The organism is Colwellia sp. MB02u-6 (assembly GCF_014077095.1).
Taxonomy (GTDB): domain Bacteria; phylum Pseudomonadota; class Gammaproteobacteria; order Enterobacterales; family Alteromonadaceae; genus Cognaticolwellia.
Genome location: NZ_JACGVG010000029.1, coordinates 175,358 through 198,412 on the forward strand (window position 1 = coordinate 175,358; position 23,055 = coordinate 198,412).

General features: G+C 36.8%; 25 protein-coding genes. 12 read left to right on the top strand and 13 right to left on the bottom strand.

Annotated features, from left to right (window positions below):
- Nucleotides 1-120: 120 nt before the first annotated feature.
- The 4 genes from H4J46_RS07060 to H4J46_RS07075 all read right to left on the bottom strand — a co-directional run bounded on the left by H4J46_RS07060 (nt 121) and on the right by H4J46_RS07075 (nt 4,078).
- Nucleotides 121-576 carry a hypothetical protein gene (locus H4J46_RS07060; protein WP_182232820.1) on the bottom strand — a complete coding sequence of 152 codons (456 nt, stop codon included), beginning with the start codon at nt 574-576 and terminating at the stop codon, nt 121-123.
- A gap of 103 nt (nt 577-679) precedes the next feature.
- The gene (locus H4J46_RS07065) at nt 680-1,891 is read right to left on the bottom strand and encodes an ectonucleotide pyrophosphatase/phosphodiesterase (RefSeq protein ID WP_182232821.1); all 1,212 of its coding nucleotides are present in this window, start codon (nt 1,889-1,891) and stop codon (nt 680-682) included.
- Nucleotides 1,892-2,088: 197 nt separating this feature from the next.
- A complete protein-coding gene (locus H4J46_RS07070; RefSeq protein ID WP_182232822.1) occupies nt 2,089-2,646 on the bottom strand; it encodes a phosphoribosyltransferase in 558 nt (185 codons plus the stop codon).
- Nucleotides 2,647-2,899: 253 nt separating this feature from the next.
- Entirely contained in the window at nt 2,900-4,078 is a 1,179-nt protein-coding gene (locus tag H4J46_RS07075; protein ID WP_182232823.1) for a tetratricopeptide repeat protein, read from the bottom strand.
- Nucleotides 4,079-4,307: 229 nt separating this feature from the next.
- Between H4J46_RS07075 and H4J46_RS07080 the strand changes: the two genes are divergently transcribed.
- The 6 genes from H4J46_RS07080 (at nt 4,308) to H4J46_RS07100 (ending at nt 9,745) form a co-directional block, all read left to right on the top strand.
- Entirely contained in the window at nt 4,308-5,204 is an 897-nt protein-coding gene (locus H4J46_RS07080) for a hypothetical protein (RefSeq protein WP_182232824.1), read from the top strand.
- 99 nt (nt 5,205-5,303) lie between these two features.
- A complete protein-coding gene (locus H4J46_RS17145; RefSeq protein ID WP_259365716.1) occupies nt 5,304-5,741 on the top strand; it encodes an FAD-binding oxidoreductase in 438 nt (145 codons plus the stop codon).
- A gap of 62 nt (nt 5,742-5,803) precedes the next feature.
- Complete coding sequence (locus H4J46_RS17150) at nt 5,804-6,061, top strand: hypothetical protein (protein WP_259365717.1); 258 nt, start codon at nt 5,804-5,806, stop codon at nt 6,059-6,061.
- Nucleotides 6,062-6,769: 708 nt separating this feature from the next.
- Nucleotides 6,770-7,183 (top strand): type II toxin-antitoxin system HicB family antitoxin, encoded by a 414-nt coding sequence (locus H4J46_RS07090; RefSeq protein ID WP_182232825.1) that lies wholly within the window; start codon nt 6,770-6,772, stop codon nt 7,181-7,183.
- Between the two features lie 138 nt (nt 7,184-7,321).
- Complete coding sequence (pepE, locus tag H4J46_RS07095; RefSeq protein ID WP_182232865.1) at nt 7,322-8,059, top strand: dipeptidase PepE; 738 nt, start codon at nt 7,322-7,324, stop codon at nt 8,057-8,059.
- Nucleotides 8,060-8,608: 549 nt separating this feature from the next.
- Entirely contained in the window at nt 8,609-9,745 is a 1,137-nt protein-coding gene (locus tag H4J46_RS07100; protein ID WP_182232826.1) for an amidohydrolase, read from the top strand.
- Here H4J46_RS07100 and H4J46_RS07105 read toward each other — a convergent pair.
- The gene (locus H4J46_RS07105; RefSeq protein WP_404851743.1) at nt 9,647-10,297 is read right to left on the bottom strand and encodes a transposase; all 651 of its coding nucleotides are present in this window, start codon (nt 10,295-10,297) and stop codon (nt 9,647-9,649) included. The genes H4J46_RS07100 and H4J46_RS07105 overlap by 99 nt on opposite strands.
- Before the next feature lie 541 nt (nt 10,298-10,838).
- On the opposite strand from H4J46_RS07105, the gene H4J46_RS07110 reads away from it, so the two are divergent.
- The 3 genes from H4J46_RS07110 to H4J46_RS07120 all read left to right on the top strand — a co-directional run bounded on the left by H4J46_RS07110 (nt 10,839) and on the right by H4J46_RS07120 (nt 12,068).
- Nucleotides 10,839-11,111 carry a hypothetical protein gene (locus H4J46_RS07110; protein WP_182232827.1) on the top strand — a complete coding sequence of 91 codons (273 nt, stop codon included), beginning with the start codon at nt 10,839-10,841 and terminating at the stop codon, nt 11,109-11,111.
- Nucleotides 11,112-11,229: 118 nt separating this feature from the next.
- A complete protein-coding gene (locus H4J46_RS07115) occupies nt 11,230-11,475 on the top strand; it encodes a hypothetical protein (RefSeq protein WP_182232828.1) in 246 nt (81 codons plus the stop codon).
- Nucleotides 11,476-11,570: 95 nt separating this feature from the next.
- Nucleotides 11,571-12,068 carry a hypothetical protein gene (locus tag H4J46_RS07120; RefSeq protein WP_182232829.1) on the top strand — a complete coding sequence of 166 codons (498 nt, stop codon included), beginning with the start codon at nt 11,571-11,573 and terminating at the stop codon, nt 12,066-12,068.
- 441 nt (nt 12,069-12,509) lie between these two features.
- Here the strand turns inward: H4J46_RS07120 and H4J46_RS07125 are convergent, their stop codons facing one another.
- The 6 genes from H4J46_RS07125 to bioB all read right to left on the bottom strand — a co-directional run bounded on the left by H4J46_RS07125 (nt 12,510) and on the right by bioB (nt 18,393).
- Nucleotides 12,510-13,013, bottom strand: a complete 504-nt coding sequence (locus H4J46_RS07125) for a hypothetical protein (protein ID WP_182232830.1) — start codon at nt 13,011-13,013, stop codon at nt 12,510-12,512.
- Nucleotides 13,014-13,951: 938 nt separating this feature from the next.
- Entirely contained in the window at nt 13,952-14,515 is a 564-nt protein-coding gene (locus H4J46_RS07130; RefSeq protein ID WP_182232831.1) for a YSC84-related protein, read from the bottom strand.
- A gap of 50 nt (nt 14,516-14,565) precedes the next feature.
- On the bottom strand, nt 14,566-15,243 hold the full coding sequence (gene bioD / locus H4J46_RS07135) for a dethiobiotin synthase (protein ID WP_182232832.1): 678 nt from the start codon (nt 15,241-15,243) through the stop codon (nt 14,566-14,568).
- Between the two features lie 80 nt (nt 15,244-15,323).
- Nucleotides 15,324-16,109: a malonyl-ACP O-methyltransferase BioC gene (bioC, locus tag H4J46_RS07140; protein WP_182232833.1), complete on the bottom strand. Its 786-nt coding sequence runs from the start codon at nt 16,107-16,109 to the stop codon at nt 15,324-15,326.
- Nucleotides 16,109-17,272 carry an 8-amino-7-oxononanoate synthase gene (locus H4J46_RS07145; protein WP_182232834.1) on the bottom strand — a complete coding sequence of 388 codons (1,164 nt, stop codon included), beginning with the start codon at nt 17,270-17,272 and terminating at the stop codon, nt 16,109-16,111. The genes bioC and H4J46_RS07145 overlap by 1 nt, the downstream gene beginning before the upstream one ends.
- 5 nt (nt 17,273-17,277) lie before the next feature.
- The gene (gene bioB, locus H4J46_RS07150) at nt 17,278-18,393 is read right to left on the bottom strand and encodes a biotin synthase BioB (RefSeq protein WP_182232835.1); all 1,116 of its coding nucleotides are present in this window, start codon (nt 18,391-18,393) and stop codon (nt 17,278-17,280) included.
- A 66-nt stretch (nt 18,394-18,459) separates the two neighbouring features.
- Here bioB and bioA point away from each other — a divergent pair, with 66 nt between their 5' ends.
- Complete coding sequence (gene bioA, locus H4J46_RS07155) at nt 18,460-19,797, top strand: adenosylmethionine--8-amino-7-oxononanoate transaminase (RefSeq protein ID WP_259365719.1); 1,338 nt, start codon at nt 18,460-18,462, stop codon at nt 19,795-19,797.
- Between the two features lie 41 nt (nt 19,798-19,838).
- On the opposite strand, the gene H4J46_RS07160 is transcribed toward bioA, so the two are convergent.
- Nucleotides 19,839-20,204: a hypothetical protein gene (locus H4J46_RS07160; RefSeq protein WP_259365720.1), complete on the bottom strand. Its 366-nt coding sequence runs from the start codon at nt 20,202-20,204 to the stop codon at nt 19,839-19,841.
- A 138-nt stretch (nt 20,205-20,342) separates the two neighbouring features.
- Between H4J46_RS07160 and asnS the strand changes: the two genes are divergently transcribed.
- On the top strand, nt 20,343-21,743 hold the full coding sequence (gene asnS / locus H4J46_RS07165; RefSeq protein WP_182135719.1) for an asparagine--tRNA ligase: 1,401 nt from the start codon (nt 20,343-20,345) through the stop codon (nt 21,741-21,743).
- A 156-nt stretch (nt 21,744-21,899) separates the two neighbouring features.
- The gene (locus H4J46_RS07170) at nt 21,900-22,061 is read left to right on the top strand and encodes a hypothetical protein (RefSeq protein WP_182232837.1); all 162 of its coding nucleotides are present in this window, start codon (nt 21,900-21,902) and stop codon (nt 22,059-22,061) included.
- A 599-nt stretch (nt 22,062-22,660) separates the two neighbouring features.
- On the opposite strand, the gene H4J46_RS07175 is transcribed toward H4J46_RS07170, so the two are convergent.
- Nucleotides 22,661-23,011, bottom strand: coding sequence for a hypothetical protein (locus tag H4J46_RS07175; protein WP_182232838.1), 351 nt, complete (start codon nt 23,009-23,011; stop codon nt 22,661-22,663).
- Nucleotides 23,012-23,055: the final 44 nt, after the last annotated feature.

Consider the following 23,055-nt stretch of genomic DNA (forward strand, 5'->3'; position numbering starts at 1 on the left):
TAAATGCGCTCTTTGATCATACCGTACAAACACTAATATAAATCTAAAGACTTACACCAGTTAAAAAAAACAGCTAATTTATAAATTTTTATTCGCTATGTAGTAAGTGTAAAAAACACACTATGGGTAAACGTTAACTAAAGTAACCTTAGCGTTTGCGATCTCTAAGCTAATTACATCACCGTAATGAAGGTGCTCAATGAATGGCGCGAGTAATTCAAGTTGATTTATTGGCTGTAAGTGCTCTATTTTAGTTTCAACTTGTGGTTGATAAATTAGCGCAGGATAAGAGGTAGAGTTCATTAAAATATGACATCGACAAAATTTGAAGTTTTCTGCAGGCATATTTTCATGCCATTTTACTTGCTTAAAATAGTGGTCATAAAGATTCAGAACAATTGCATGGCAGTTAAATTGAGCATTTATTGTTGCGAGATAATATCCGTTAAGATCCAAGCCCAGCGTTTGAAAAAATGGTAACTGTGCGCTGATGGTACCTCGAGGGAACCGAGGGTCATTTGCACGGCCTGACGCAACTTGATGCCCTTTTACCACAGTAAATTTATATATCGCCATTTTTGCCTTTATATTTGGCTTGAGCCTAGCTTGCTGAGCAAAGTAAAACCGGTTAGCTTAACTAAGTTCTGTGCTTGCATTACTAGTCTCGATATTTAACCCTTTACTTAACTATTTGCGTAACAACTTGCTCAGCCACTTGATAGCTACCGTCAATATTATCGACATCTTTTAACCCTAATGCTCGGGTAATAATAGGTAATACATGTATGTTCTCAAACGCTGAAATTTGCTTGTTATTTCTAAATGCAGGCCCCGTTGCGATAAAAATAGCCTCAAGGTCTTGAGATGACTTGGGATCGTAACCATGTGTCTCTGCTGTGACATTCGCCTTACCTCGACTAAAAACAAAGGATGGCAAGGCTTCAATAATAACATTAGGTACTACCGCTGTTTTTCGGTTTAAATGCCAATGGGCTGGAAAGTTAATATATTGGTAAACACGATATTGGGCTCGTTTGTTCTCGGTTTGAGCCTTAATAAATAGCTGAACACTTTGCTGTAATTTAATCTCATTATCGCTATACAAATATAATTGTGTGGCGCCATTAATGGCTTTTACACCCTCGACAATATTTTCCTGCCATTTTATAACATGGTGTTTATTAACTTTAGTCATACCATGATCTGAAACAATTACTAAATTAACCTTACCCATAAATTCCTGATTAATTTGCTGGACAAAATCTCCAAGTAAAACATCAAGTTTATTTATAGCATCAATAAGTTGTGGAGAATTTTCGCCAAATTCATGACCCGCATCATCCACACTGGCAAAATAACCCGCAATAAAATTTGGTCGTTCGGATTCGGGTAAGCGTAACCATGCCAGTATTTGTTCAAGCCTTTTTTTATTAGGGGTGGAATGCTTATAAGGATAATAATAACTAGCCGTTTTATTATCTATGGCTGTCTCAGATTCTGGCCAGAAATAAACCGCCGATTTATTGCCCTGCATTTCATTGATATGCCAAAGTGGCTTGGCAGTTAACCAGCGGGCATCGTTCTTTCCATCACCAAATTTATAATCTTTATCAATATCTCGATGGTAAAAGCTATTATGCACAATGCCATGATTTATTGGATAACGACCGGTAATAATACTTAAGTGATTTGGAAAGGTTTTACTAGGATAAACTGGTAACAAAGCTTTGGCACTCGTGCCCTGCTGCATGAGCGACATTAAATTTTTAGGTTGGTATTGTGCTATGTAACGTTGAGCAAAACCATCGATGGATAATAATACGAGCGGCGTTTTAGCCCAACTAACAGAGCAAAAAAAACAGCTCAAAAGTATTAATGCTTTTAGATTCATTCGTCGCAACCAGGTTAAGTACACTTTAATTTTAGACTGTGTAAGATAAGGTAATAATAATTTTTTTACAAGCGAGTAGCTTAAGCTTTTGCTCTTTACACTAGACGACTGAAAATTTCATTCTACCTATTTTGTTGATATAACAACCAACACAGGTTAAGGCCATATGTTAGTTGCTTTAACTGATAAAATAACGGTTATTCGAATAAGTCTAAAATATTGACCAAGTCTTTTTTACCATGGGCTATTTCGTCAGATGTTAAACCTGATAATTCATGTGGAAAAACTAACCATTCTGTTGATTCATGAACATAATAATCAGGCACTAAATCCACTTTAGAGTTTGTGGGTTTATACCAAGGACATGCGATTCTGATATCTTTTGGCATATTATTGCGGGTTAACTTTTTCATTTGAGCTATTAACGCTTCAATGCTTCGACCAGAGTCGAAAACATCATCAACAATTAACAGCCCGTCATCGGCATTGGCATTTTCAATAATATAATGTAAACCGTGTACTTTAATTTCTTTGCTTTGTTGGTTTATACCGTAATAAGAAGAGGTGCGAACCGCTATATGGTCAGTTTCTACTTTTTTAAAGTCAAAGTATTCTTGTACTGCAATGCCAATAGGTGCGCCACCACGCCAAATTCCAACAATAAATTGTGGTCTGAAACCGTCTTCAAAAACTTTCGCAGCGACACGAAATGAATCTTCAAGCAACTCTTGTGCTGTTATAAATCGCTTTTCCATTGATGAGCTAACCTCATTTAATTAATTTTTTGACTGGGGGACATTATAACGTGTTTTTTGATCGGCTGAGTAGCCCCGTTAAATTATTTATATATTTTGAGCCACAAAGCTGACTTTGAGAAAGATAACAGCAAAGGCTATAATAAAAACAAGGGTGTTTTTTTTCAGCTACCTGCTTGATAAAAACAAACGTAAATGTAGTCAACAACATACAGAAATATAGTAAACTCGCTACTGTATTTCAATATCAGACTTAATCTTTTTGATTTAAAATAGTTAACTTCACTAAGTATTGCTTATCGAGTTGAGCGATATGATTTTTTTCCATGGCTTTTTTGATGTAACTTTTCGCCTTTCCTACCTCATCCAACATATAGTAAACTTTTGCTAAACCAAAATAAAATTCATGGATGTTTTTATTAAGTTTTATCGCCTTTTTATAGTGATTTATTGCTTCTTTGTAAGCGCCTTGGTAAAATTTTTCATCACCGAGTAACGCATAATAATAAGGATTATTTGCTCGCTTGCGCATAGTATAATTGTCTAGGTATTTCGCTTCTTCATACGACCCGTTTTCATGTAATAACATACTCAAATTATCCATCGTGGTTAAATTATTATGGTTTAAACTTATTGCGTATCGGTAAGTGTCAATCGCACTTTGCTGATAACCATTAAAACGGTATAAAATACCTAAGTTACCCCACGCTGAAGAAAAAAGAGGGTCGACTTTAGTCGCTTTTTTTAAATAAGCATAAGCAGTGACATAATCACCATTAACCATAGCCGTAGCGGCTTTATTATTATAAAACATCGCCAGCACTGTGTTTTTATTTATTTTATTTTTTTCAAAAGGCATTTTATTTACAAAGGGGTCGAAATCAATTTCAATACCTGTACGCTGAAAAAGTACCCTTTTATCAGGAAAGGTTTCATCCAAAACAGTGAGATTAATATGACCAGTAAGCATATTTACTCGACCATTACGCACCCAGTATTCAGGTACTTCAACGCGTTGAAATGCGACGTTTAACTTCGCCTCTTGCGCTATCGCATAAGCCATAATAGTTAATGATAAACAGTTAGCCGCTTGGTTTTTAAATGCTTGGGCAGCAGTAACATTGGCACCAGATTCATAAGATAAATTGCTGTCTTTAGGACTAAATAAATGCTGAAGTAGTTTAGTGGCTTTTTTGCGAGCATCACGCTCTAAACTCATACTTTTTGCCATAACTTTCATCTCAGTACTTAAGGCAAATATTTCAGTTTCAGTTTCTATTAAAATATTTTTATAGCCGATAAATTTATCATCTAAAAATTCACTAGCTTGGTTATCGCCAAGATAATAATTTTGTAATCTATTACCCGACTGGCAGCCAGTTAATAAGATAAATGTTATGCCTATGCCGCAGAATATTATTCGTTGTTTCATCTACACTCCAGACAATATCAACTCAGATATACTTTAAGCATATTACTTATTACGATATTAAGGCGGTTTTTTGCCCTATATTAATAAAAAATCACACTTGATTAATCTCTATCATCGCTATATTGAGTTGCCAATTCAAAGCCTTGCTTACAAATGGACAAGTAATTTTTTTTATTCCCTGCTATGCTTTGGCTTAATTAACTTGCTAAATTTTATTGGTTTCACATTTATGAAAAAAACACTGGCCGGATTTTTTACCGGAAGTGCTATTGCCGTGATCATAATCATAGCTACCACCAGCTATCAGCTATATAAGAACAAATATGCCACGATTGATGCTCAACTAAATGAAATATCAGGTATTGAGTTTGATAAACACAATAAACTCTGGGCAATCAATGATGGTGGCGACCAGGCAAAGTTATACCAGCTAAATAAAACGGGTGGTATTGATAGAGAAATTACCATTACTAACGCTACAAATATTGACTGGGAAGATATGACTCAAGACGATTTTGGTCATTTCTTTTTAGGCGACTTTGGTAATAATGATAATCTGCGTAAATGGTTAACGATTTATAAAATTGAAAACCCGATCGATATAAAAGGGGAAACAACGCAGGCAGAAATTATTAAATTTAAATACCCTGAACATACCAGTTTTCCACCTAAAGCCGATGAAATGGTATTTGATGTTGAAGCTTTTGTTTTTTATAAAAAGAACCTTTATTTATTTACCAAAAACCGTACAGTACCTTTTAATGGTATAACTAGCTTATATAAAATTGGTGCTTATGCGGCTAATTATGATGCAGAAAAAATAAGTAAATTTAAAACCTGCACTATTGCCGAAAAACTCTGTTGGATAACGTCAGCGGCTTTAAGTCCGAGCAAAAAAAAACTGGTATTGCTCGACTCGCAACGTATTTGGCTGTTCGAAAATTGGCAAGGTGATGATTTTTTCTCTGGAGATAGGTATCGCATTGATTTAGGTATTGTGACACAAAAAGAAGCGATAACCTTTCTTAATGAAGAGGTCATTGTTTTTACTGACGAAGAGTTTTTCGGTATTGGCAGGAACGCCTACGAAATAAACCTTAATGATGTCGAAAAACATAAATTTTAAGCATTAAAGATGAGCAGCTAAATAATTAACTTCCTGATTGATGACCGCTATATACCTATATATTCCGTGTCTTTTTTATAAAAATTTCTATGTGAAATAATGCGTAGTTCTATAAAGACGGAACTCGCTGGTTTTGCCAAAGGTAAAATTATTAACTACAAACCGTGGACTGATAGTGAAGTCTCTATCACGGTAAAAGCTGAGATTGGGCCTTATGTTGCTGGACAATTTACTAAGTTGGCCCTACCAGATGAAAACAGTAACTGGCTTAGGCGCGTCTATTCATTTGTTAACTCACCAAATCATAGCTTAGGTGTAAATTTTATGGAGTTTCTGATAATAGATGTACCTGAGGGAAGTTTGAGTCCAAAACTGGCCCAGCTTCATCCAGGTGATAGCATTTATGTTGGTGACAAACCCAGTGGTTTTATGACATTAGATGAAATCCCTGAAACAGCGACCAACCTTTGGTTACTGTCCACGGGTACAGCCATTGGGCTATTCCTTTCAATATTGGCTGAAAAAAAACCAACATAGGATTTGATCACGTTATATTAGTCCATGCCGTTCGTACCCAACAAGAATTAGTCTATCAAGTATTGATTGAAAAATTACAACAGGCATATGCGGGCAAACTAAGTTACCTGCCGATAGTTTCTCTTGAAAATCATCAGCATATAATTTCAGGGAGAATTCCTTCCTTGTTAAAGGATGCTAGCTTAATGCGAGCGGTAAAATTAACACCCGATAAGCAAAATTGCTTTTTCTATTTATGTGATAATCCCGCCATGGTGCATAACACACGAGATGTATTACTTGAGCTATATTTTCAAAAACACTTAAGACGCGCTTCGTGACATTTTAGTTTTGAAAGCTATTGGTAGTTGCTTACTCAGCATAATTAAACCAAGGTAAAGAACTCACCTAGCAAACGAGTTCATTGGGTCAGTAATTGCCTTAATCACCTAAAAAATTACAACTTTTTCATCTGTCCATGTGATTATTTTTAATACAAAAATAAATTTTACACTACCTACCACAGTTAAACACTAAATCTAATCGGATAATCTTTTGGTTCAAAAGCCATAAATAAACTCACTTATAGCTTTGTTAATCGTCAACTTTATTAGTCAGTTTTTAGCATCTTATAATGATGTTACCCTGTGCTAATTCAAACCAAAATTCACAAGTATCAGTAAAGATAAAATATCATAAAAGCCCGGTACTACCGACTCAATGGTAAAATAATTCATTCTCAATCAAGTTATTTGACTACATTCTTGCACTTAATAACTCTATACATAACCTTTTTTAAATATCAGGCTTTATTAAAAACGTAATGAAACAGCCAATAATAAAAAAATAGACTCGGTTAATAAACAATATTCAGTTAAGTGAATAATCACACCCTTAAATAATGGAGTTATTAGAGTTACCTTACTTTAACCACAAGGAGTTACCGGGGTTATTTGGGACTATTCTTGATAACCCTTAGGGTTACCCCTGCATTTACAGATTGAGGTCTTGGGGTTATGCTTGGTATAGATAAGATAGAGGACAAAGCTATGAAATATCCAGTCTTGGTTTTACGCAATAACGATGATAAAAGTCATCTGCTTTCAGTGGTTGATTTACCGGGTTGTCAGGTAAAAGCAGCGACCATGGACGAGGGTTTTTTATTGTTACATGCCGCAATGATCTCACACTTAAACATATTGGTTGAATACGGTGAAAAAGTGCCACAGGCAAAAACTATTGAAGAGCATATGTTGTTGTCTACTGCCGTCTCACCTATTTGGGCTATGCTTGATTTTGATATTATCCCCTACATGGGGAAAAGCCATAAAATAAATGTAACCTTACCTGAACTATTAATAAAACAAATTGATGATCGGGTGGCTAAATCTTCAAATTACAAAACACGTTCTGGTTTTATTGCCATAGCATGTTTAACCGAGTTAAATACTAAACACAATTAAACGACCTGAAACTAACGTTTGAGGTCGTTGTTCTAGCTGAGTTATATTGAATATAAAAACCAACAATGGTTAAAATTATCTTTATAAATCAAGTAATATAATACCACTTAATGAATTTCAAAGGCTAAAAAATTGACCATTAAAAATGCAAATTTACTACTATTAAGTAGCTCTCGTGTTGATGATACAACCTATTTACAACATGCATTGGCCTTAATAAAGGCAAAGCTTACGGGGGTTACTGAATTATTATTTATTCCTTATGCCGGTGTGACAGTAAATTACGATGATTACACGGCAATGGTGCAAAATGCATTAACTGAGCTAGACATTAAAGTAACCGGTATTCATCAGTATGCTGATCCCGTCAGCGCCATTAATGCCGCGCCAGCAATAGCGGTTGGTGGTGGTAATACTTTTAATTTATTGCATCAGTTATATCAAAATAAGTTAATTAAAGCCATTCAAAGCAAAGTAGCACAAGGCACGCCTTACATAGGTTGGAGTGCAGGATCAAATATTGCGGGACTTTCTATTCGCACGACAAATGATATGCCAATTATTGAACCTGAAAGTTTCAATGCGCTGCAACTTGTTGATTTTCAGCTGAATCCACATTATACCGACTTTAACCCTCCGGGTCATAATGGCGAAACTCGTGCACAACGTTTAGCCGAATTTATGGTGCTAAACACGACTACAGCCATTGTTGCGATTGTCGAAGGAACAGCGTTAGATATTAAGCAAAATACCATTAAGTTAGTATCGGGCTTAGCTGAGATAAAAGGCTCCGCAACTGCCACTAATGGTTTTTTATTTAGGGCAGGTAAAAAAACTATTATCACAACTGAAGACAACTTAGATTATCTTTTATAACTTTTATAACTTTTATATCTTATAAACTCGATATAAGTGATGTATGTGACTGTCAAATAAAGCTCACTAGGTTGAAGCTAGCAAAGATGTTCGCTGTAGTGGCATAATTAATGTGGCCACTACTAAGAGCGGCCGCCACAGTGGTTATTTGTCATAATAGATTGTCTTTTTAGAGACACTAAGCTGTATTAGTTCAAACTTGAATTAATAGCTTTGGCTTTATAGGTTTTGATCAAGACTGACAGACGGAAAAGCCACCTTTGCCGATATACGTCAGGTACTAAAAGCCCCTAGAAGGATGTCTCTATGTGCTAATAGCAGACTTACAAAAGTGCAAATGACTGTATGTTCCAAAATGGAACCAACTGAATAGTGCAAAAGTCGGCACAATCCTGAAAAATTTTGTTTATTTATCATATTGACGCGTACATTAGTTTGGATTCTATGTTCTTTTCTATGTCGATTGCCAACATCATTGGCTTATACATGCTAGCCCCTCAGATTAAACAAGATTTACACATTCACCAAAAAAATATTCGGAGTCAAATAATGAATTGCATAAAGTTAAGAAAAAAGTTACATCAGCACCCTGAGCTTTCTAATAGCGAGGTCGGCACTGCGGCTCGTTTAGTTGAATATTTAACACCATTGGCACCCGATCACATTATTACCGGTATTGGTGGTACAGGTGTCGCGGTTTGTTTTGGTGACGGGGCAACAGGGAGCACGGTAATGTTACGATGTGAACTCGATGCCCTAGCCATTACTGAAACTAATACTTTTGATTATCGCTCAATAACGGCAGGAATATCCCATAAATGTGGCCATGATGGCCATATGGCAATACTAGCTGCAGTGGCTCAGTATTATGCTAAAAACAGGCTGGAAAAGGGCCGGTTGATCTTATTGTTCCAACCAGCAGAGGAAACGGGTGAAGGGGCAAAAAAAGTACTCGAAGATAAAATAGCACAGCAATTTAAGCCAGATTTTGTATTTGCGTTACACAATGCTCCTAAATATCCAATGGGCGGAGTATTAATCAAAACCGGCACAATCTGTTGTGCATCCCGTGGGGTGATTATCCGCTTAACGGGGAAAACAGCTCACGCAGCACAACCGGAAACAGGAAACAGTCCAACTAAGGCTGTTTATCAGTTACTGCCGTTATTTGAGCAATTGCCAATGTTAATTAACAGCCAAAGTGACTTTACTTTTGCAACTGTTGTTGGCGTCAAATTAGGCGAAAAATCCTTTGGCACCTCACCCTCTGAGGCCGAAATATATGTTACGCTGCGCAGTGAACATAATAATGAAATGAAACGCTTAGTCGATATTGTCAATGACAAAGTCATAGAGCTAGCAATACAGCACAAGCTAGCTTATTCAATTGAAAGTGAAGATGTTTTTGATGCAACTGTCAATCATGAAGCGGCAGTGGAAATTATTACCAGCGCTTTGAGTGAAGAACCTGTTCATCTCACACCAGATCCCTTTCCTTGGTCAGAAGATTTTGGTCAGTTTACCAAACTGTATTGTGGCGCATTATTTGGATTAGGTGCAGGTGAGGACACTCCAGCATTACATAATTCAGACTATGATTTTCCAGATCAACTCATTGAAACAGGCAGTCGTTATTTTATTAAAATCACAGAACACTGTTTTAATATTAAACCACCTGAAACATAAAACTGGGGTCAGTAAAACTGGGGTCAGGGTCGACTTAACTCCTACAACCCAGTTAGCTTCTTTTTTTTCTGCGGGTGGACTGGGCGACCCATTTTTTTGTTCTCTCATTCTTCTGCCTGTTAAGGCTTCGATCTCTTGTTTGAATTGATCATTACCAATAGCCATTCCCTTGTTTGAATTAACGCGAATATCTGCAAGTAATTTAGCTTCTACGTGGGATGTAAATAAGGCGCGATAGACCGTCTGGCGTTGTATGGCATTGCTATGCAGCGCAAGATATATTGGGTGTGGTGTACATAAGTCAGAATCTTTTCCAAAGCCATTAATCTGATAGCTTGACCAATGATAGTCAGCAGGGTCTTCAATCATGTTTGCTCTAACGGGGTTAAGCTCTATATATCGATAGAGCTGCAAAAGGTAATCTTCGACTTGTACCAGGCAAGACTTATAGCGGCCTTCCCACAGTGTTCCTGTACGTCCATAGCAACAATTAAAATAACGCACATACTGCCTGCCTAAAGATTGCATCATCAAACTGATACTATTGCTCATGTGAGGAGTACACAGTATATGCACGTAATTGGTCATCAATACCTAGGCGTGAATATCGACCAAGTATTTTTTAGAATATGCTTTTAACCAGCTTATATAACTTGCGAAATCTTGTTCGCTGGCAAAGCATATTTGGCGATTATTTCCGCGTTGGATAATGTGTTGAGGAATATTTACCGGGCTGACTCGGGGCAATCTGCCCATTTGTTTACATCCATGTAAATTGACGAAATTAAAGTATAGCGCATAGCCCAGGATTTAGGATTTAGGATTTTAAGTTAAGTTGACCCTGACCCCAGCTTTAATAACAAAGACCAAATAAAGCCACTTAACCAATTGAATTAAATGTATTTTATTTGCTTTTTATTCAGGGTGTATTACTGAGAGGTCTTAGTAATACACCCTAATATACATGTGATTTAGCATTACTAGCTTCTAATACTTTGAAAGTATGTAGTATTAATGTTAATTAAGTGTTAATTATGGTCCGTGTGTTACTGATACGTAATAAACTGTTAGGCGAATCGAGGAGTTTTCAAGTTTGGCATACTTATTTGATGATAAAGAAGCCGATGAGTTTTTCATTTTAACCGAACAAGCTGTATCAAAAATGCTCAATTTAAACCATCCACTAGACGTGACAGAAAAGAGATTCCCTAATAATAGTGAAGTGATAAATTATCTTTTGGAAAACTCTGATTTAATTGAAAAATTAAATTCACATAAACTAAGAGTAGCTTTTGTTATTGGTGTTTTATTATTAGGTGCTAGTGTGGTATTTAAGAAAAACTTAGCATCTGAAAAATTCGCCTAACAAGCGTTCAAACGGGCAAAAAACAGTTGGCTTTTTCACTCCGTTCACAATTTCATCCAACAAATTTTTAGCCGCTTAAAACGGCGTTATATTTTTATCAAATTAAGGTGTCTTAATTATGGATGAGTCGAAAAATGAGCATGTTTATTGGAGATTTATAAAAACATTAATCACAATATCTTTATCAACAGCGTTGCTTGAGCTTTCTGGTGTAGATGCAACAAAAGCAAATATTTTTTCATTTAATAAATTTTCATTTGCAATATTAATTCTGCTTTCAGTGTGCATTTATACTTTTGATAATATACTTAAAAGTTTTGTAAAATGGTTTAAATGCAAAAGTAAAACAGTCTTGAGCAATTAAAAATATAACAAGCAAATTAACAAGACAAAAACAGCGGGCCATTGCTTCGCAATTTTAGCCCATTATTTGGGCGTTATATTTCAAATGGAGTTTGGATGAAAATCATCAAAATAGTTATTACTACGATCGCCCTTTTTTTTTCTTTTCTCTTATTTAGTAATGATCTTAATATGGCAGGGATATGGATTGGAGAAAATATCACTGCTACTGAGCACCGAAAAATATATACCGTCAGAAAAGAAGACGGATACTATTATTCAAGACATGAATATTACCAAGATGGTGTTATGAAAAGGTGGTTACATAATTACGGTGTTTGGGGACAAACTGAAGATAAACTCTGGACAGATTTTGTGGTGTACGCAAGTGCTACAAGTGTTAAAAACTTACCTGATTGTAATCCACCAAGGTTTAACTATATCGTTCAATCTATCTACCAGAACAAAGCTACTTATGTAGCTGAACGTGATGGCGTCGAGTACACCATGGAGAGAATAAACAAATTGACGACTGAGTTTTTTACTAATAATAAAGTTCTCCATGAGTTCGCTTTGGAGAAAATTGATCAATATAAACAAAAGTGTATAAAATAAATATAACAAACTGTTAAACAAGGACAAAAACAGTTGGCTTTTACTCCTTCGTTGCTAATTTTAGCGAACTATTTTATTGCCTCTTAGCGAGGCGTTGGTATGACTCCCCACGTCAAGTTAAATACACTGATCCTTATTCATTAATTAAGAACCATTGTATTCACTTTTAGTATTAAGTGAGTTAACGCATAGAAAGATTCAGCAATTGTTGATTTACGCTAGAACCTAATCACCTCCCTGATGCATGAACGGCCTTTTAATTGAACGACAGTCAACGGCAACTTTGAGCTTATTGCTGACTGTCAGGAAGTGTTTGAGTGTAACTAGGCACTTGAAAAATAAAACTATAAAATGATGTTTCTACACCTAAATCAGCAACTTCCTATGAAAAAAGGAAAGCATACTAACCTTTATGTTTACTCAGTTTATGTCTCCTCTGCATTATTTTTCATCATCATATTCATGTGATTTACCCTCCTCTGCATTATGATTCATCATTTGCTCCATCATCATTTGCATCATGTTCATGTGATTTTCCATCATGCCTATACGTTTTTCCATACTCATTTCTTTACTCTTGTTCATTTGTGCCATGCCCCCTTTACTTCCCATCATGCTAGCTTTGCCCTTCATCATAGGCATGTCTATTGGCATCCTATCCAAGTGTTGTTTCATCATATCCATGTGTTGTTTCATCATATCCATATGTTGCTCCATCATATCTAGATGTTTATTTGGATCCGTTTCTTTTTTAATATTTTCCATTAATGATTGCATCTCTTGCATATGTTGATGCATTTTCATCATTTGGTCATGATTCATCATTCCCATCATGCCGCCCATCATCTTACCTTCATCTTTCATTTCAGCTTTATGATTATCATAGGCAAATACCGGTGAAGCCAATACACTAGCTATAACTATTGCTTTAATTACTGTTTTCATAAGTTCGTCCTTTTTTCATGGTTGTAGTACTAAATTTTTCACACCAAATTTTAATTATGCTTAACGTTATTATTAATAATAGCGATAGTGAACACTCTTTAAGCTCTACTACTTCCTGCTTTCCTTACATGAGTAGTTATTAATATCAGTCGTTATTAATAACTACTCAACGTCCTGGAACTTTGTGATAATTTACTATTTCTACATCAAAGTTCGTTTTTTTTTAAGTTATGTTGCTTTTAACTGATATTGAGTTACTTCCCTTAAAGCTGAATCACCATTAACTTATTTAATCTATTTATTGATTTTTAACCATAACCAAGTTTAAATTTCAGTATAGTGTTGCCAAAAACTTATGCTCACTTATTTCAAGTCCAATCAGTCTAAGCAATAATTAATCAATCTGTCCTAGTAAGAAAAATAATTCACGCATTTGTGGTTGCTGCCAAAATGCTTTCCATTGGTATGAACATAAGTGTTTTAGCTTTGTATGCTATATGTTGCTGATCAAATTTGGAGATAGCTGTTTTTTTCTTACTGTAAAACAAGGCAATAATTGGTTAATATTTACGGTGGCCGACTTGAGTCTAGAATGAAAGTGCAGATTTTTTGATACGTTAACAGTGACTATTTCGCAACTACAAGACAAATAAAAACAGATAGTTAACTTAGAACAGGAAGTAATATGTTAGCAACCAACATCGTCAATTGCTCAAATCTCATGATTTTATGATTTTATGGCTAGCATAAGTAAAAAAATTATTGTTGGAATAATGCCATTGCTGAAATTTTATTTAGTCGTTTAAAGCAGGAACGCCTTCATTGGCACCATCATGAAACAGGTTTGAAACACAGCAATATGTACTGAATTAGATAATATTCTAATACGACAGCCACTGAATTCATTTTTATCTGGGTTATTAAAGTCCAAATAAATTTTAATTTAGCTCACTATCCTTCCAGAACTTTGTTCCTTTAATCGTAGCTTGTAGTGCTAAACCATTTTCGGTGAAAGTGTATACGGTAACATCACCATAATATAATTCACCTTCAACTGATGTCCCCTTATTCCCCGATTTTGCTGAGGCATCCGCATTGCCACCAAAGGTCCAACCTGTATTAACAAAGTTGTTCATTGCTTCATTTGTATGAAAAACAATTACGATACGGTAGTCCTTCACTCCAAGTCCTAAGCCAATGCCTCCTTCAGCCATATTCATATAAATATATTTACGTGTTTTCATATCTTTTACGACGCCATAACCTGTACCTGCTGCGATCAGTATCAAATTCACATTGGCATTAGAAAATACCGCGTAACCCGGAGCCGCGTTTATTTGTGCACGAGTGTCAGGTTTATTAGCAAAAAGCTGGGTTAAGACATTATCTTTCATGGTAAGTATCTCTTGCTGCTTTTCCATTTTACTACCTATCCCCATGGAGGCGCACGCCACTAAGGTAAAGCAAAAAGTTAGGCAGGTTAAATTTTTAATCGATAACATTTTTCATCCTCTTTATTTCAAGTTTATATAACTTAACCTTATGCTAGACGTTAAATCAGTGAGGTTAATAGCCTAATATCTATGCGCTGCGCTGCTTTAGTTATATCTAATTCAAAAGGTAACTCTGCCAATTTAGGTATGGGTAGTAGTGTAGTCAACTCACTAATATTTTCCGCTAAATAAGGCATACTTTCTGGATAGTTGGCTATCCAGCCCACACAGTTTAGGCCATCGGCTACAATTGACTGATAGGTTAATACCGCATGGTTTAAACAGCCTAGTTTCATATTCACCACAAGTACAACATATTGACGACTTGCTTGCACAAACGCTGATAAATATTGCCCTTGCCCTAGCGGTAAACGCCAGCCACCTGCGCCTTCACAAATAACAACATCAGCAGCTAAAGCAGTAATTTTTTCATAGCCACATAGAATATCGGTTAAGCAAATGGCTTGTTGCACCTGAGCTGCCGCTATATGTGGTGCAATAGCTTGTTCAAAAGCGATCGGGTTAACCTGAGAAATAATTTGTTGGCAATTAGACTGTTTTAGTAATAACAAAGCATCGTTATTAACTAACTGATGATTAATGCGCTCGCAACCCGCGGAAATCGGTTTATAGACCGCCACTTTTTTATTATTGGCAACTAAGGCATATACAAGCGCTTGAGCTACGTAGGTTTTACCTGCGTCTGTGTCGGTAGCGGTAATAAATAACTTTAACATAATAGGTCACTCTTAAAATTCAATCATTGTTTTTATGATGGGCTATTTACGAGGTTCTTAGGCTTGATCAGAGACAAAGCTCAGTCCTTTGACTTAACAACCAGCCCAGATAAAACTTTATAAGTAGCTGGATATGTACCATTGGATTGCAAAAATTCTTGATATTTTTGGGTCATTTGTTGCCATTTATCTTTACCCGCAAGTCCTTTGCCCTGCTTTTTAGGCAGATGATTAGCACCAAGGTTTTTCAACTCATGGGCTAAATGTAAAACATTTTCATACGCTAAAACAATATCCTGCTGCTTAGCGTGCAATAGCTTTCGATCCGCGCCATCAAATAAAGCAATAATTTCACTTTCTACTTGAAAATCAATAACGTGCTGGTCATTATCAACCTGCGCCCAAGCAGACTTTAATTCAAATAAAGTTCCGTCAACTAGGGTACTAAAAGCAAATAAGCCACCCGGTTTTAACACCCGTATTATTTCATTTAACACTTGGTCTAGCGGATCACACCATTGGATCATTAGGTTTGAATAGACAAAATCAATACTGTTATCTTGCAAGGGTATTTTGTAAGCGTCAGCTTCAAGCCAATGAATACGCTTATGGCGATTATCTTTGGCAAAGTGCAGCATTTTTTTCGATACATCTAAACCAATAACTTGTCGGTAACGGCTTGATAGCAGCTCAGTAAAAAAACCTGTGCCTGCGCCCAAATCTAAGGCGGTTATATCATGGCTACTAGGTAACCATGGCATTAAATGCTTGCCACAATAACGTTGTAAACGTGCTGAAACATCATAAGAAGTCGTGGCCGAGCCAAAAGATCTCGCTATTTTAAAACGGTTAGTCTTTTCAGACATTATGCTACAACCTCGTTAATGCAACCAGCTAAGTAATTGATATCTTTCACTTCATGACTTGAGGTTATGGTTACGCGTAACCTCGAGCTGTTTTTTGGAACCGTCGGTGGACGAATAGCACTGAGCCAAATGCCCTTATCTCGAAGTTTTTGACAAACATCAAGTGTGGCAACTTCATCACCAATAACGATGGCGTTAATTGATGAGGCATTTTTAATCAGTTGAACCTTATGGCTTAATTTTGACGCGAGTAATTGACTTAATTCGACAATTTTTTCACGACGCCAATGTTCCGTTTGAATAATTTCAATACTCTTTTTTGTTGCCCAAGCTAAGGCCGGAGATATCGCAGTTGAATAAATATAATGCCGAGAAAAGTTAACTAAGTAATCAGCCAGTAATTCATCACAAGCCACAAAAGCGCCGCTCGTGGCAATACTTTTACCAAAGGTTGCCATCACAATATCAGGGGCTGCGATACTACTGCTACCTTGGCCTTTATCACCGACAACACCCATACTATGCGCGTCGTCTAGATATAATAAAGCTTTATGCTCTTGGGCAATTTTCGCCAAATTAATTATGTCAGCCTGATCGCCATCCATACTAAAAACCCCTTCTGAGACAATAACTTGGTTTAACTCTTTACCGTCATCATTAGCCTTCGCTTGGCCTCGCCTTAAAAAACTTTGTAATTGCTCAGTATCGTTATGTAAAAAGCGTTTTAGTTTAGCGTCACTAGATAGCGCACCATCAATTAGTGAAGCATGACTGAGTTTATCTAAATACAACTCGCAGCTTTTATCACCCAAGGCCTGCATAAGCGCGTTATTAGCGGTAAACCCACTGGCAAACAACAAACATTTAGCTTTATTGAGCCAATCACAAATATCGTTTTCTAGTGCTTGATGCGCATAAGAGTAACCGGTAATTAAACTTGAGCCACTAGCACAAGTACCGAACCTCTCGGCCCCTGCTAGCAATGCTTGGTTAATTTTTGGATGATGATTTAAACCCAAATAATCATTTGATGAAAAGTTTAAGTAACTTTTATCATCAATTTTAACATAACGACCATTTTGCTCAGCAACACACTGACGCACACGATAACGTGCGCGCTGTTTCTGCTCGGCAATAGTTGTCGTTAAGAAATCAAACGCCATAAATATTAATTAACCGCGTTATAAAATAGATCACTATTTTTTTGATCAACCACAGCGGTAGTAATTTTTGCTTCGTCTGCTGCTGAACTGGCAATGGTTTCAGTATTAATACCTAAGCGGTTAAATAACATCATATCTTTATTGGCTTCAGGATTACCTGTGGTTAATAATTTACAACCGTAGAATATTGAATTCGCGCCGGCTAAAAAGCACAGAGCTTGCATTTGTTCATTCATCGCGTCGCGCCCTGCTGATAAACGCACATGGCTTTTTGGCATCATGATACGTGCCACGGCAATGCAGCGAACAAATTCAAAATCATCTAGGTCTGCTACATCAGATAACGGCGTGCCTTCAATTTTTACTAACATATTAATCGGCACACTTTCCGGTTGCGGTGAAAGGTTAGCTAATTGTGCCAATAATGACGCCCGGTCTTTACTTTGTTCGCCTAAACCTACTATGCCACCACTACAGACTTTCATGCCTGAACTTCGTACATTAGATAAAGTGTCTAAACGGTCTTGAAAAGTACGTGTCGTGATAATTTGGTTATAATGCTCTGGTGATGTGTCTAAGTTATGATTGTAGTAGTCTAAGCCTGCACCTTGTAACTCACCAGCTTGCTCGACAGATAACATACCGAGTGTCATACAGGTTTCAAGTCCCAGTGCTTTTACACCTTTAACCATCTCGACCACTGAAGGCATATCTCTTGCCTTTGGGTTACGCCAGCCAGCGCCCATACAAAAACGTGTTGAACCTTGATCTTTCGCCGCTTGTGCCGCTTCAAGCACTTTACTTACTTCCATCAAGCGTTCTTTATCAATGTTAGTTTTATAACGTGCACTTTGAGAGCAGTATTTACAATCTTCTGGGCATGCGCCGGTTTTAATCGACAACAAAGTACTCACTTGCACTTCATTGGGATTAAAATTTTTGCGATGAATAACTTGCGCTTTAAACATCAAATCATTAAATGGCATGTCAAACAGTGCTTTAACTTCGTCTGCTTGCCAGTTATGGCGTACTTCACTACTACCTTGGTTGGTATTATTAACTGGGGTATTAACGGCGATATTAGCACTAGTTTCACTTACCGCTGATGTTTGCTGTGTCATAGTTATTCACTCGTGTGTAAATTGCATCTATTAATATTAATCGGTAGTCTATGCATCAACTCAAACATGTCAACTGAATTAATGAAGTTAACCTTACATATGAACACTAAACAAACAGAAAGCCTTGAATTTGATAAAAACCACGTTTGGCATCCTTATACTTCTATGTCGAAACCATTACCTTCTTATTTGGTCGAATCTGCCGAGGGCGTTTATATTACCTTAGCTAGTGGTGAGAAAGTTGTTGATGGTATGTCGTCGTGGTGGTCTGTACTGCACGGTTACAATCACCCAGAATTAAATCAAGCCTTAATAAAGCAAACCGAAAAATTTGCCCATGTGATGTTTGGTGGTTTAACCCACGAACCCGCGATTGAACTTGCCAAAACATTAATTGAGCTGACGCCTGAGGGCTTAAATAAAGTGTTTTTAAGTGACAGTGGTTCAGTGTCAGTAGAGGTGGCGTTAAAAATGTCGATACAATATTGGCACAGTAAAAATAAGCCTGAAAAGCATAAAATACTCACCGTGAGAAATGGTTATCACGGTGATACGTTTGCTGCTATGTCAGTATGCGACCCCGTTAATGGCATGCACCAGTTGTTTGAACCTGTGTTAATGAAAAATTTATTTGCTCCCGCGCCAAAAACTAGCTTTGACCAAGTATGGAATGCTACCGACGTTGAAGCGTTAACCGCCATGTTTGCACAACATCATGAGCAAATAGCGGCCTTTATTATCGAGCCAATAGTCCAAGGTGCGGGTGGCATGCGCTTATATCATCCTAACTATTTAAAAACTTGCCGCAAACTTTGTGATCAATATGATGTTTTAATGATTGCTGATGAAATCGCGACAGGCTTAGGCAGAACAGGCAAATTATTTGCCTGTGAATGGGCAGATATTAGTCCTGATATTATCTGTCTAGGCAAAACCCTAACCGGTGGTTACATGACACTGGCAGCCACCTTATGCACTGACAAAGTCGCGGATACTATTAGTAATGGTGAAGCGGGCTGCTTTATGCACGGACCTACCTTTATGGGTAATCCGCTGGCTTGTGCCGTTGCTAACGCCAACCTAAAGATATTAAAACGTAATCAGTGGCAACAACAAGTAACTGATATTGAGCATGTTTTTAAGCAAAAATTATTGCCTTTAAAAAATCATCACAGAGTTCAAGATATAAGAGTGTTAGGTGCTATAGGGGTAGTTCAAAGCACTGAGCATGTTGACGTGCCCGAGATTCAAAAGCGCTTTGTGGAGTTGGGCGTATGGATACGTCCTTTTGGACAACTTATCTATATTATGCCGCCATTTATTAGCGATAAAACACAACTAAGCTTACTGATCAATGCCATTAGTACCGTATTAGATGAAGATAAGTGTTTTAAGCGCAACTAAAACACCTTGTTAGCGCTGCGCTATAAAATAATATTGGCGACTTAAAGTTGTACCAATATAAAGCTTACCCACGCGATGGTAATCACAAGTAATAATAAAATATTAAAATACTTACCATCGTTTTTACGCCGGCTACGGTAATTATCAATGATTAAACAAAAGTAACTACTTAAAGCACTTAACAATAAAACAATATATAAATAACCGGTGAGTGGTGTCAGCCATACCTTTCTAATTTCAATATGATGGTAACGCAAAATACCATAGTCAACATCAGGTGCCGCATAATAAGAAACAATGATAGCGCACACAAACAGGCTCCAACCAAGGATAGCCAATACTCTTAACGCATAAGTCCATAAATCAGCAGCATTTCTGCGCTCTTTGCCCGATATTTGATAATTCATACCGATTTTCATCCTTAATTTTACGTTATTTTTTTATAAAGACCCGATTTAAAAATTTTTACTTGTTAAACCTTACAAGCAAGGTAACATAGCACTCCTTAAAATTTGAGTACATTTTTGACAAAAAGAGGTTTGTAAATGTCAGTCATTGCCATTACTGATATCTTGGCAGGAAAATATCCTGTTAATGAATCAATTACTATCCATGGTTGGATCCGCACACGTCGTGATTCAAAAGCAGGTATTTCATTTTTAGCGGTACATGATGGTTCATGTTTTGACGCTATTCAAGCAATTGCTCCGAGCAATTTGGATAATTATCAGACTGATATATTAAAACTTACTACAGGTGCTGCAGTAAAAGTTACCGGTATTTTAGTTGAATCTCCAGGTAAAGGTCAGTCGTTTGAGCTCCAAGCAGAGCAGGTAGAAGTTTTAGGCCTTGTTGAAGACCCTGATACCTACCCAATGGCAGCAAAGCGCCATAGTATCGAGTTTTTACGCGAACAAGCACATTTACGTCCACGTACTAATATCGGTGGCGCAGTAGCACGTGTGCGCAATACCTTGGCACAAGCAGTACATCGTTTTTTACATAGTAAAGGTTACTTTTGGATTAGCACACCATTAATTACTGGTAGTGACTGTGAAGGCGCGGGTGAAATGTTCCGTGTTAGTACGCTTGATATGGAAAACTTACCGTTAAATGATGAAGGCAAAGTTGATTACAACCAAGACTTTTTTGGTAAAGAAACCTTTCTAACCGTTTCAGGTCAGTTAAATGTTGAAACTTATTGTTGTGCGCTATCTAAAGTGTATACCTTTGGCCCAACATTCCGTGCTGAAAATTCAAATACTACCCGTCATTTAGCTGAGTTTTGGATGATCGAGCCCGAGATTGCTTTCGCCGATCTTTCTGATGCGGCTGATCTTGCTGAAGAAATGTTGAAGTATGTTTTCCAGGCCGTACTTGATGAACGCGCAGACGATATGGCTTTCTTTGAACAGCGTGTCGATAAAACAGTGGTAGAGCGTTTAAACTCAGTGATCAACAACGACTTTGTGCGTTTAGATTACACTGACGCGATTACCATTTTGGAAAACTGTGGTAAGAAGTTTGAAAACAAAGTGGCTTGGGGTGTTGATTTAAACTCAGAGCACGAGCGTTATTTAGCTGAAGAGCATTTTAATGGCCCTGTAGTGTTACAAAACTATCCGAAAGATATTAAATCATTCTACATGCGTTTAAATGACGATGGTAAAACTGTTGCTGCTATGGATATTTTAGCACCCGGTATTGGCGAAATCATTGGTGGTAGCCAACGTGAAGAACGTTTAGATGTGTTAGACAAACGCTTAGCGGAAATGAATTTAGATCCAGCAGATTACAGTTGGTATCGTGATTTACGTCGTTACGGCACCGTGCCACATTCAGGCTTTGGTTTAGGTTTTGAGCGTTTGGTCGTTTATGCAACTGGCATGCAAAACGTGCGTGACGTGATCCCTTTCCCAAGAACGCCTAATAACGCAGCTTTCTAAGTTAGTTTTATATAATAATACAAAACCCTCAATTGAGGGTTTTGTATTGACAGCCAACTTACTAACCATACCCACTATATATAGACTTACTAGCGAAAGACATTTTGATGTACATATACTAATATTGTTATCATTTAATAACTTTGGATATGAATTATGTCAGTTCTAGAAACCATTCATCATCAATCAATGATATATAATCCTTCGTCACCTGAAACTAAGTATGGCTGTATCCCAAAGCCTAAGTCCAAGGTTATTAAGTCATTTCCACAAATATACGCAGTAAATAATGAGCCTTGGAAAGAAGCCATGTGGTGATAATTGAGGTGGTAGGATTCGCTTTTTTGTATTATTAGTAGCTTCATCTACATAGAAATCAGCCAATTGTACAAATACATCTAGAAACATTGGCTCAAATTTTGAACTGATTATGCAGTTTGTTCGAATATGCTTCTCATAAACCTCATAAAGTTTATTTTCTAGTAAGTTTTTTTACCACTCCCTGTGTGACTATAAAGCAACCTGAATACCTGGGGTTTCTAAAGCTCAAACAACTCTTCTGTTTATTTTATCTCAGTTAATAAAACTAACTCTGGCTACTTTTGTGAGTGTGAAAACATCTTTTAATGAGGACTGACCTGAATTTGCATTAAACTTCCTTACTTATTGTGTGTAATTTACTTTTGTTGTAAGGTTGGATTACGCTAAATGCAATATGTATAAACACCATAATAGTTGATACAGCAACTGACCAATACATAATAGTTTGTGCGCTAAACATTTGATAAACCTTCCTTGTTATAAATTTCGAGAAACCTTTTATTACACATAACACCCTGTTAACAGGCTAAATATAGTTGGCTAGAATTTTTAGGAACAAAAACAGTCAACTGTATTTTTTCCTTTTAATTGACTTGTTAGGTTTGCGATAACACCCCAAGCCCAATTTTTACACTTGTTATGATAGCAATATAAATCAATACACCGATAGATTTTGTTCGCCTGCGACAAAGTAATTCTTTAACAACGACACCATCATTATTCTCTAATTTGGATTGCCATAAAACTAGCCAAAAAACCTTAAGAGTAAAAGCTGTTCCATTAATTAATATCTCTTTTGTCCTTATCGGACCCGCATAAAGAAAAGCAGAATAAATAATTTTTTCATTTTCTTTTAACTCAAACTTTGTAGTGAAGCGATCATAGCAAGCTTCAAGTGTTAAATTTCCAATTTTATGGCGCTGTGCCTGAATCCGTTCAAAACCCATTTGTAAACCTATCGCCTTGCTAAGCGGAAAATAATGGTTGGCTA

Bases quoted from the DNA above. Each gene is read 5' to 3' on its own strand.
- H4J46_RS07060 (WP_182232820.1), bottom strand. From the start codon at position 576: ATGGCGATATATAAATTTACTGTGGTAAAAGGGCATCAAGTTGCGTCA.
- H4J46_RS07065 (WP_182232821.1), bottom strand. From the start codon at position 1,891: ATGAATCTAAAAGCATTAATACTTTTGAGCTGTTTTTTTTGCTCTGTT.
- H4J46_RS07070 (WP_182232822.1), bottom strand. From the start codon at position 2,646: ATGGAAAAGCGATTTATAACAGCACAAGAGTTGCTTGAAGATTCATTT.
- H4J46_RS07075 (WP_182232823.1), bottom strand. From the start codon at position 4,078: ATGAAACAACGAATAATATTCTGCGGCATAGGCATAACATTTATCTTA.
- H4J46_RS07080 (WP_182232824.1), top strand. From the start codon at position 4,308: ATGAAAAAAACACTGGCCGGATTTTTTACCGGAAGTGCTATTGCCGTG.
- H4J46_RS17145 (WP_259365716.1), top strand. From the start codon at position 5,304: ATGCGTAGTTCTATAAAGACGGAACTCGCTGGTTTTGCCAAAGGTAAA.
- H4J46_RS07090 (WP_182232825.1), top strand. From the start codon at position 6,770: ATGAAATATCCAGTCTTGGTTTTACGCAATAACGATGATAAAAGTCAT.
- H4J46_RS07100 (WP_182232826.1), top strand. From the start codon at position 8,609: ATGAATTGCATAAAGTTAAGAAAAAAGTTACATCAGCACCCTGAGCTT.
- H4J46_RS07105 (WP_404851743.1), bottom strand. From the start codon at position 10,297: ATGAGCAATAGTATCAGTTTGATGATGCAATCTTTAGGCAGGCAGTAT.
- H4J46_RS07115 (WP_182232828.1), top strand. From the start codon at position 11,230: ATGGATGAGTCGAAAAATGAGCATGTTTATTGGAGATTTATAAAAACA.
- H4J46_RS07120 (WP_182232829.1), top strand. From the start codon at position 11,571: ATGAAAATCATCAAAATAGTTATTACTACGATCGCCCTTTTTTTTTCT.
- H4J46_RS07125 (WP_182232830.1), bottom strand. From the start codon at position 13,013: ATGAAAACAGTAATTAAAGCAATAGTTATAGCTAGTGTATTGGCTTCA.
- H4J46_RS07130 (WP_182232831.1), bottom strand. From the start codon at position 14,515: ATGTTATCGATTAAAAATTTAACCTGCCTAACTTTTTGCTTTACCTTA.
- bioD (WP_182232832.1), bottom strand. From the start codon at position 15,243: ATGTTAAAGTTATTTATTACCGCTACCGACACAGACGCAGGTAAAACC.
- bioC (WP_182232833.1), bottom strand. From the start codon at position 16,109: ATGTCTGAAAAGACTAACCGTTTTAAAATAGCGAGATCTTTTGGCTCG.
- H4J46_RS07145 (WP_182232834.1), bottom strand. From the start codon at position 17,272: ATGGCGTTTGATTTCTTAACGACAACTATTGCCGAGCAGAAACAGCGC.
- bioB (WP_182232835.1), bottom strand. From the start codon at position 18,393: ATGACACAGCAAACATCAGCGGTAAGTGAAACTAGTGCTAATATCGCC.
- bioA (WP_259365719.1), top strand. From the start codon at position 18,460: ATGTCAACTGAATTAATGAAGTTAACCTTACATATGAACACTAAACAA.
- H4J46_RS07160 (WP_259365720.1), bottom strand. From the start codon at position 20,204: ATGAATTATCAAATATCGGGCAAAGAGCGCAGAAATGCTGCTGATTTA.
- asnS (WP_182135719.1), top strand. From the start codon at position 20,343: ATGTCAGTCATTGCCATTACTGATATCTTGGCAGGAAAATATCCTGTT.
- H4J46_RS07170 (WP_182232837.1), top strand. From the start codon at position 21,900: ATGTCAGTTCTAGAAACCATTCATCATCAATCAATGATATATAATCCT.
- H4J46_RS07175 (WP_182232838.1), bottom strand. From the start codon at position 23,011: ATGGGTTTTGAACGGATTCAGGCACAGCGCCATAAAATTGGAAATTTA.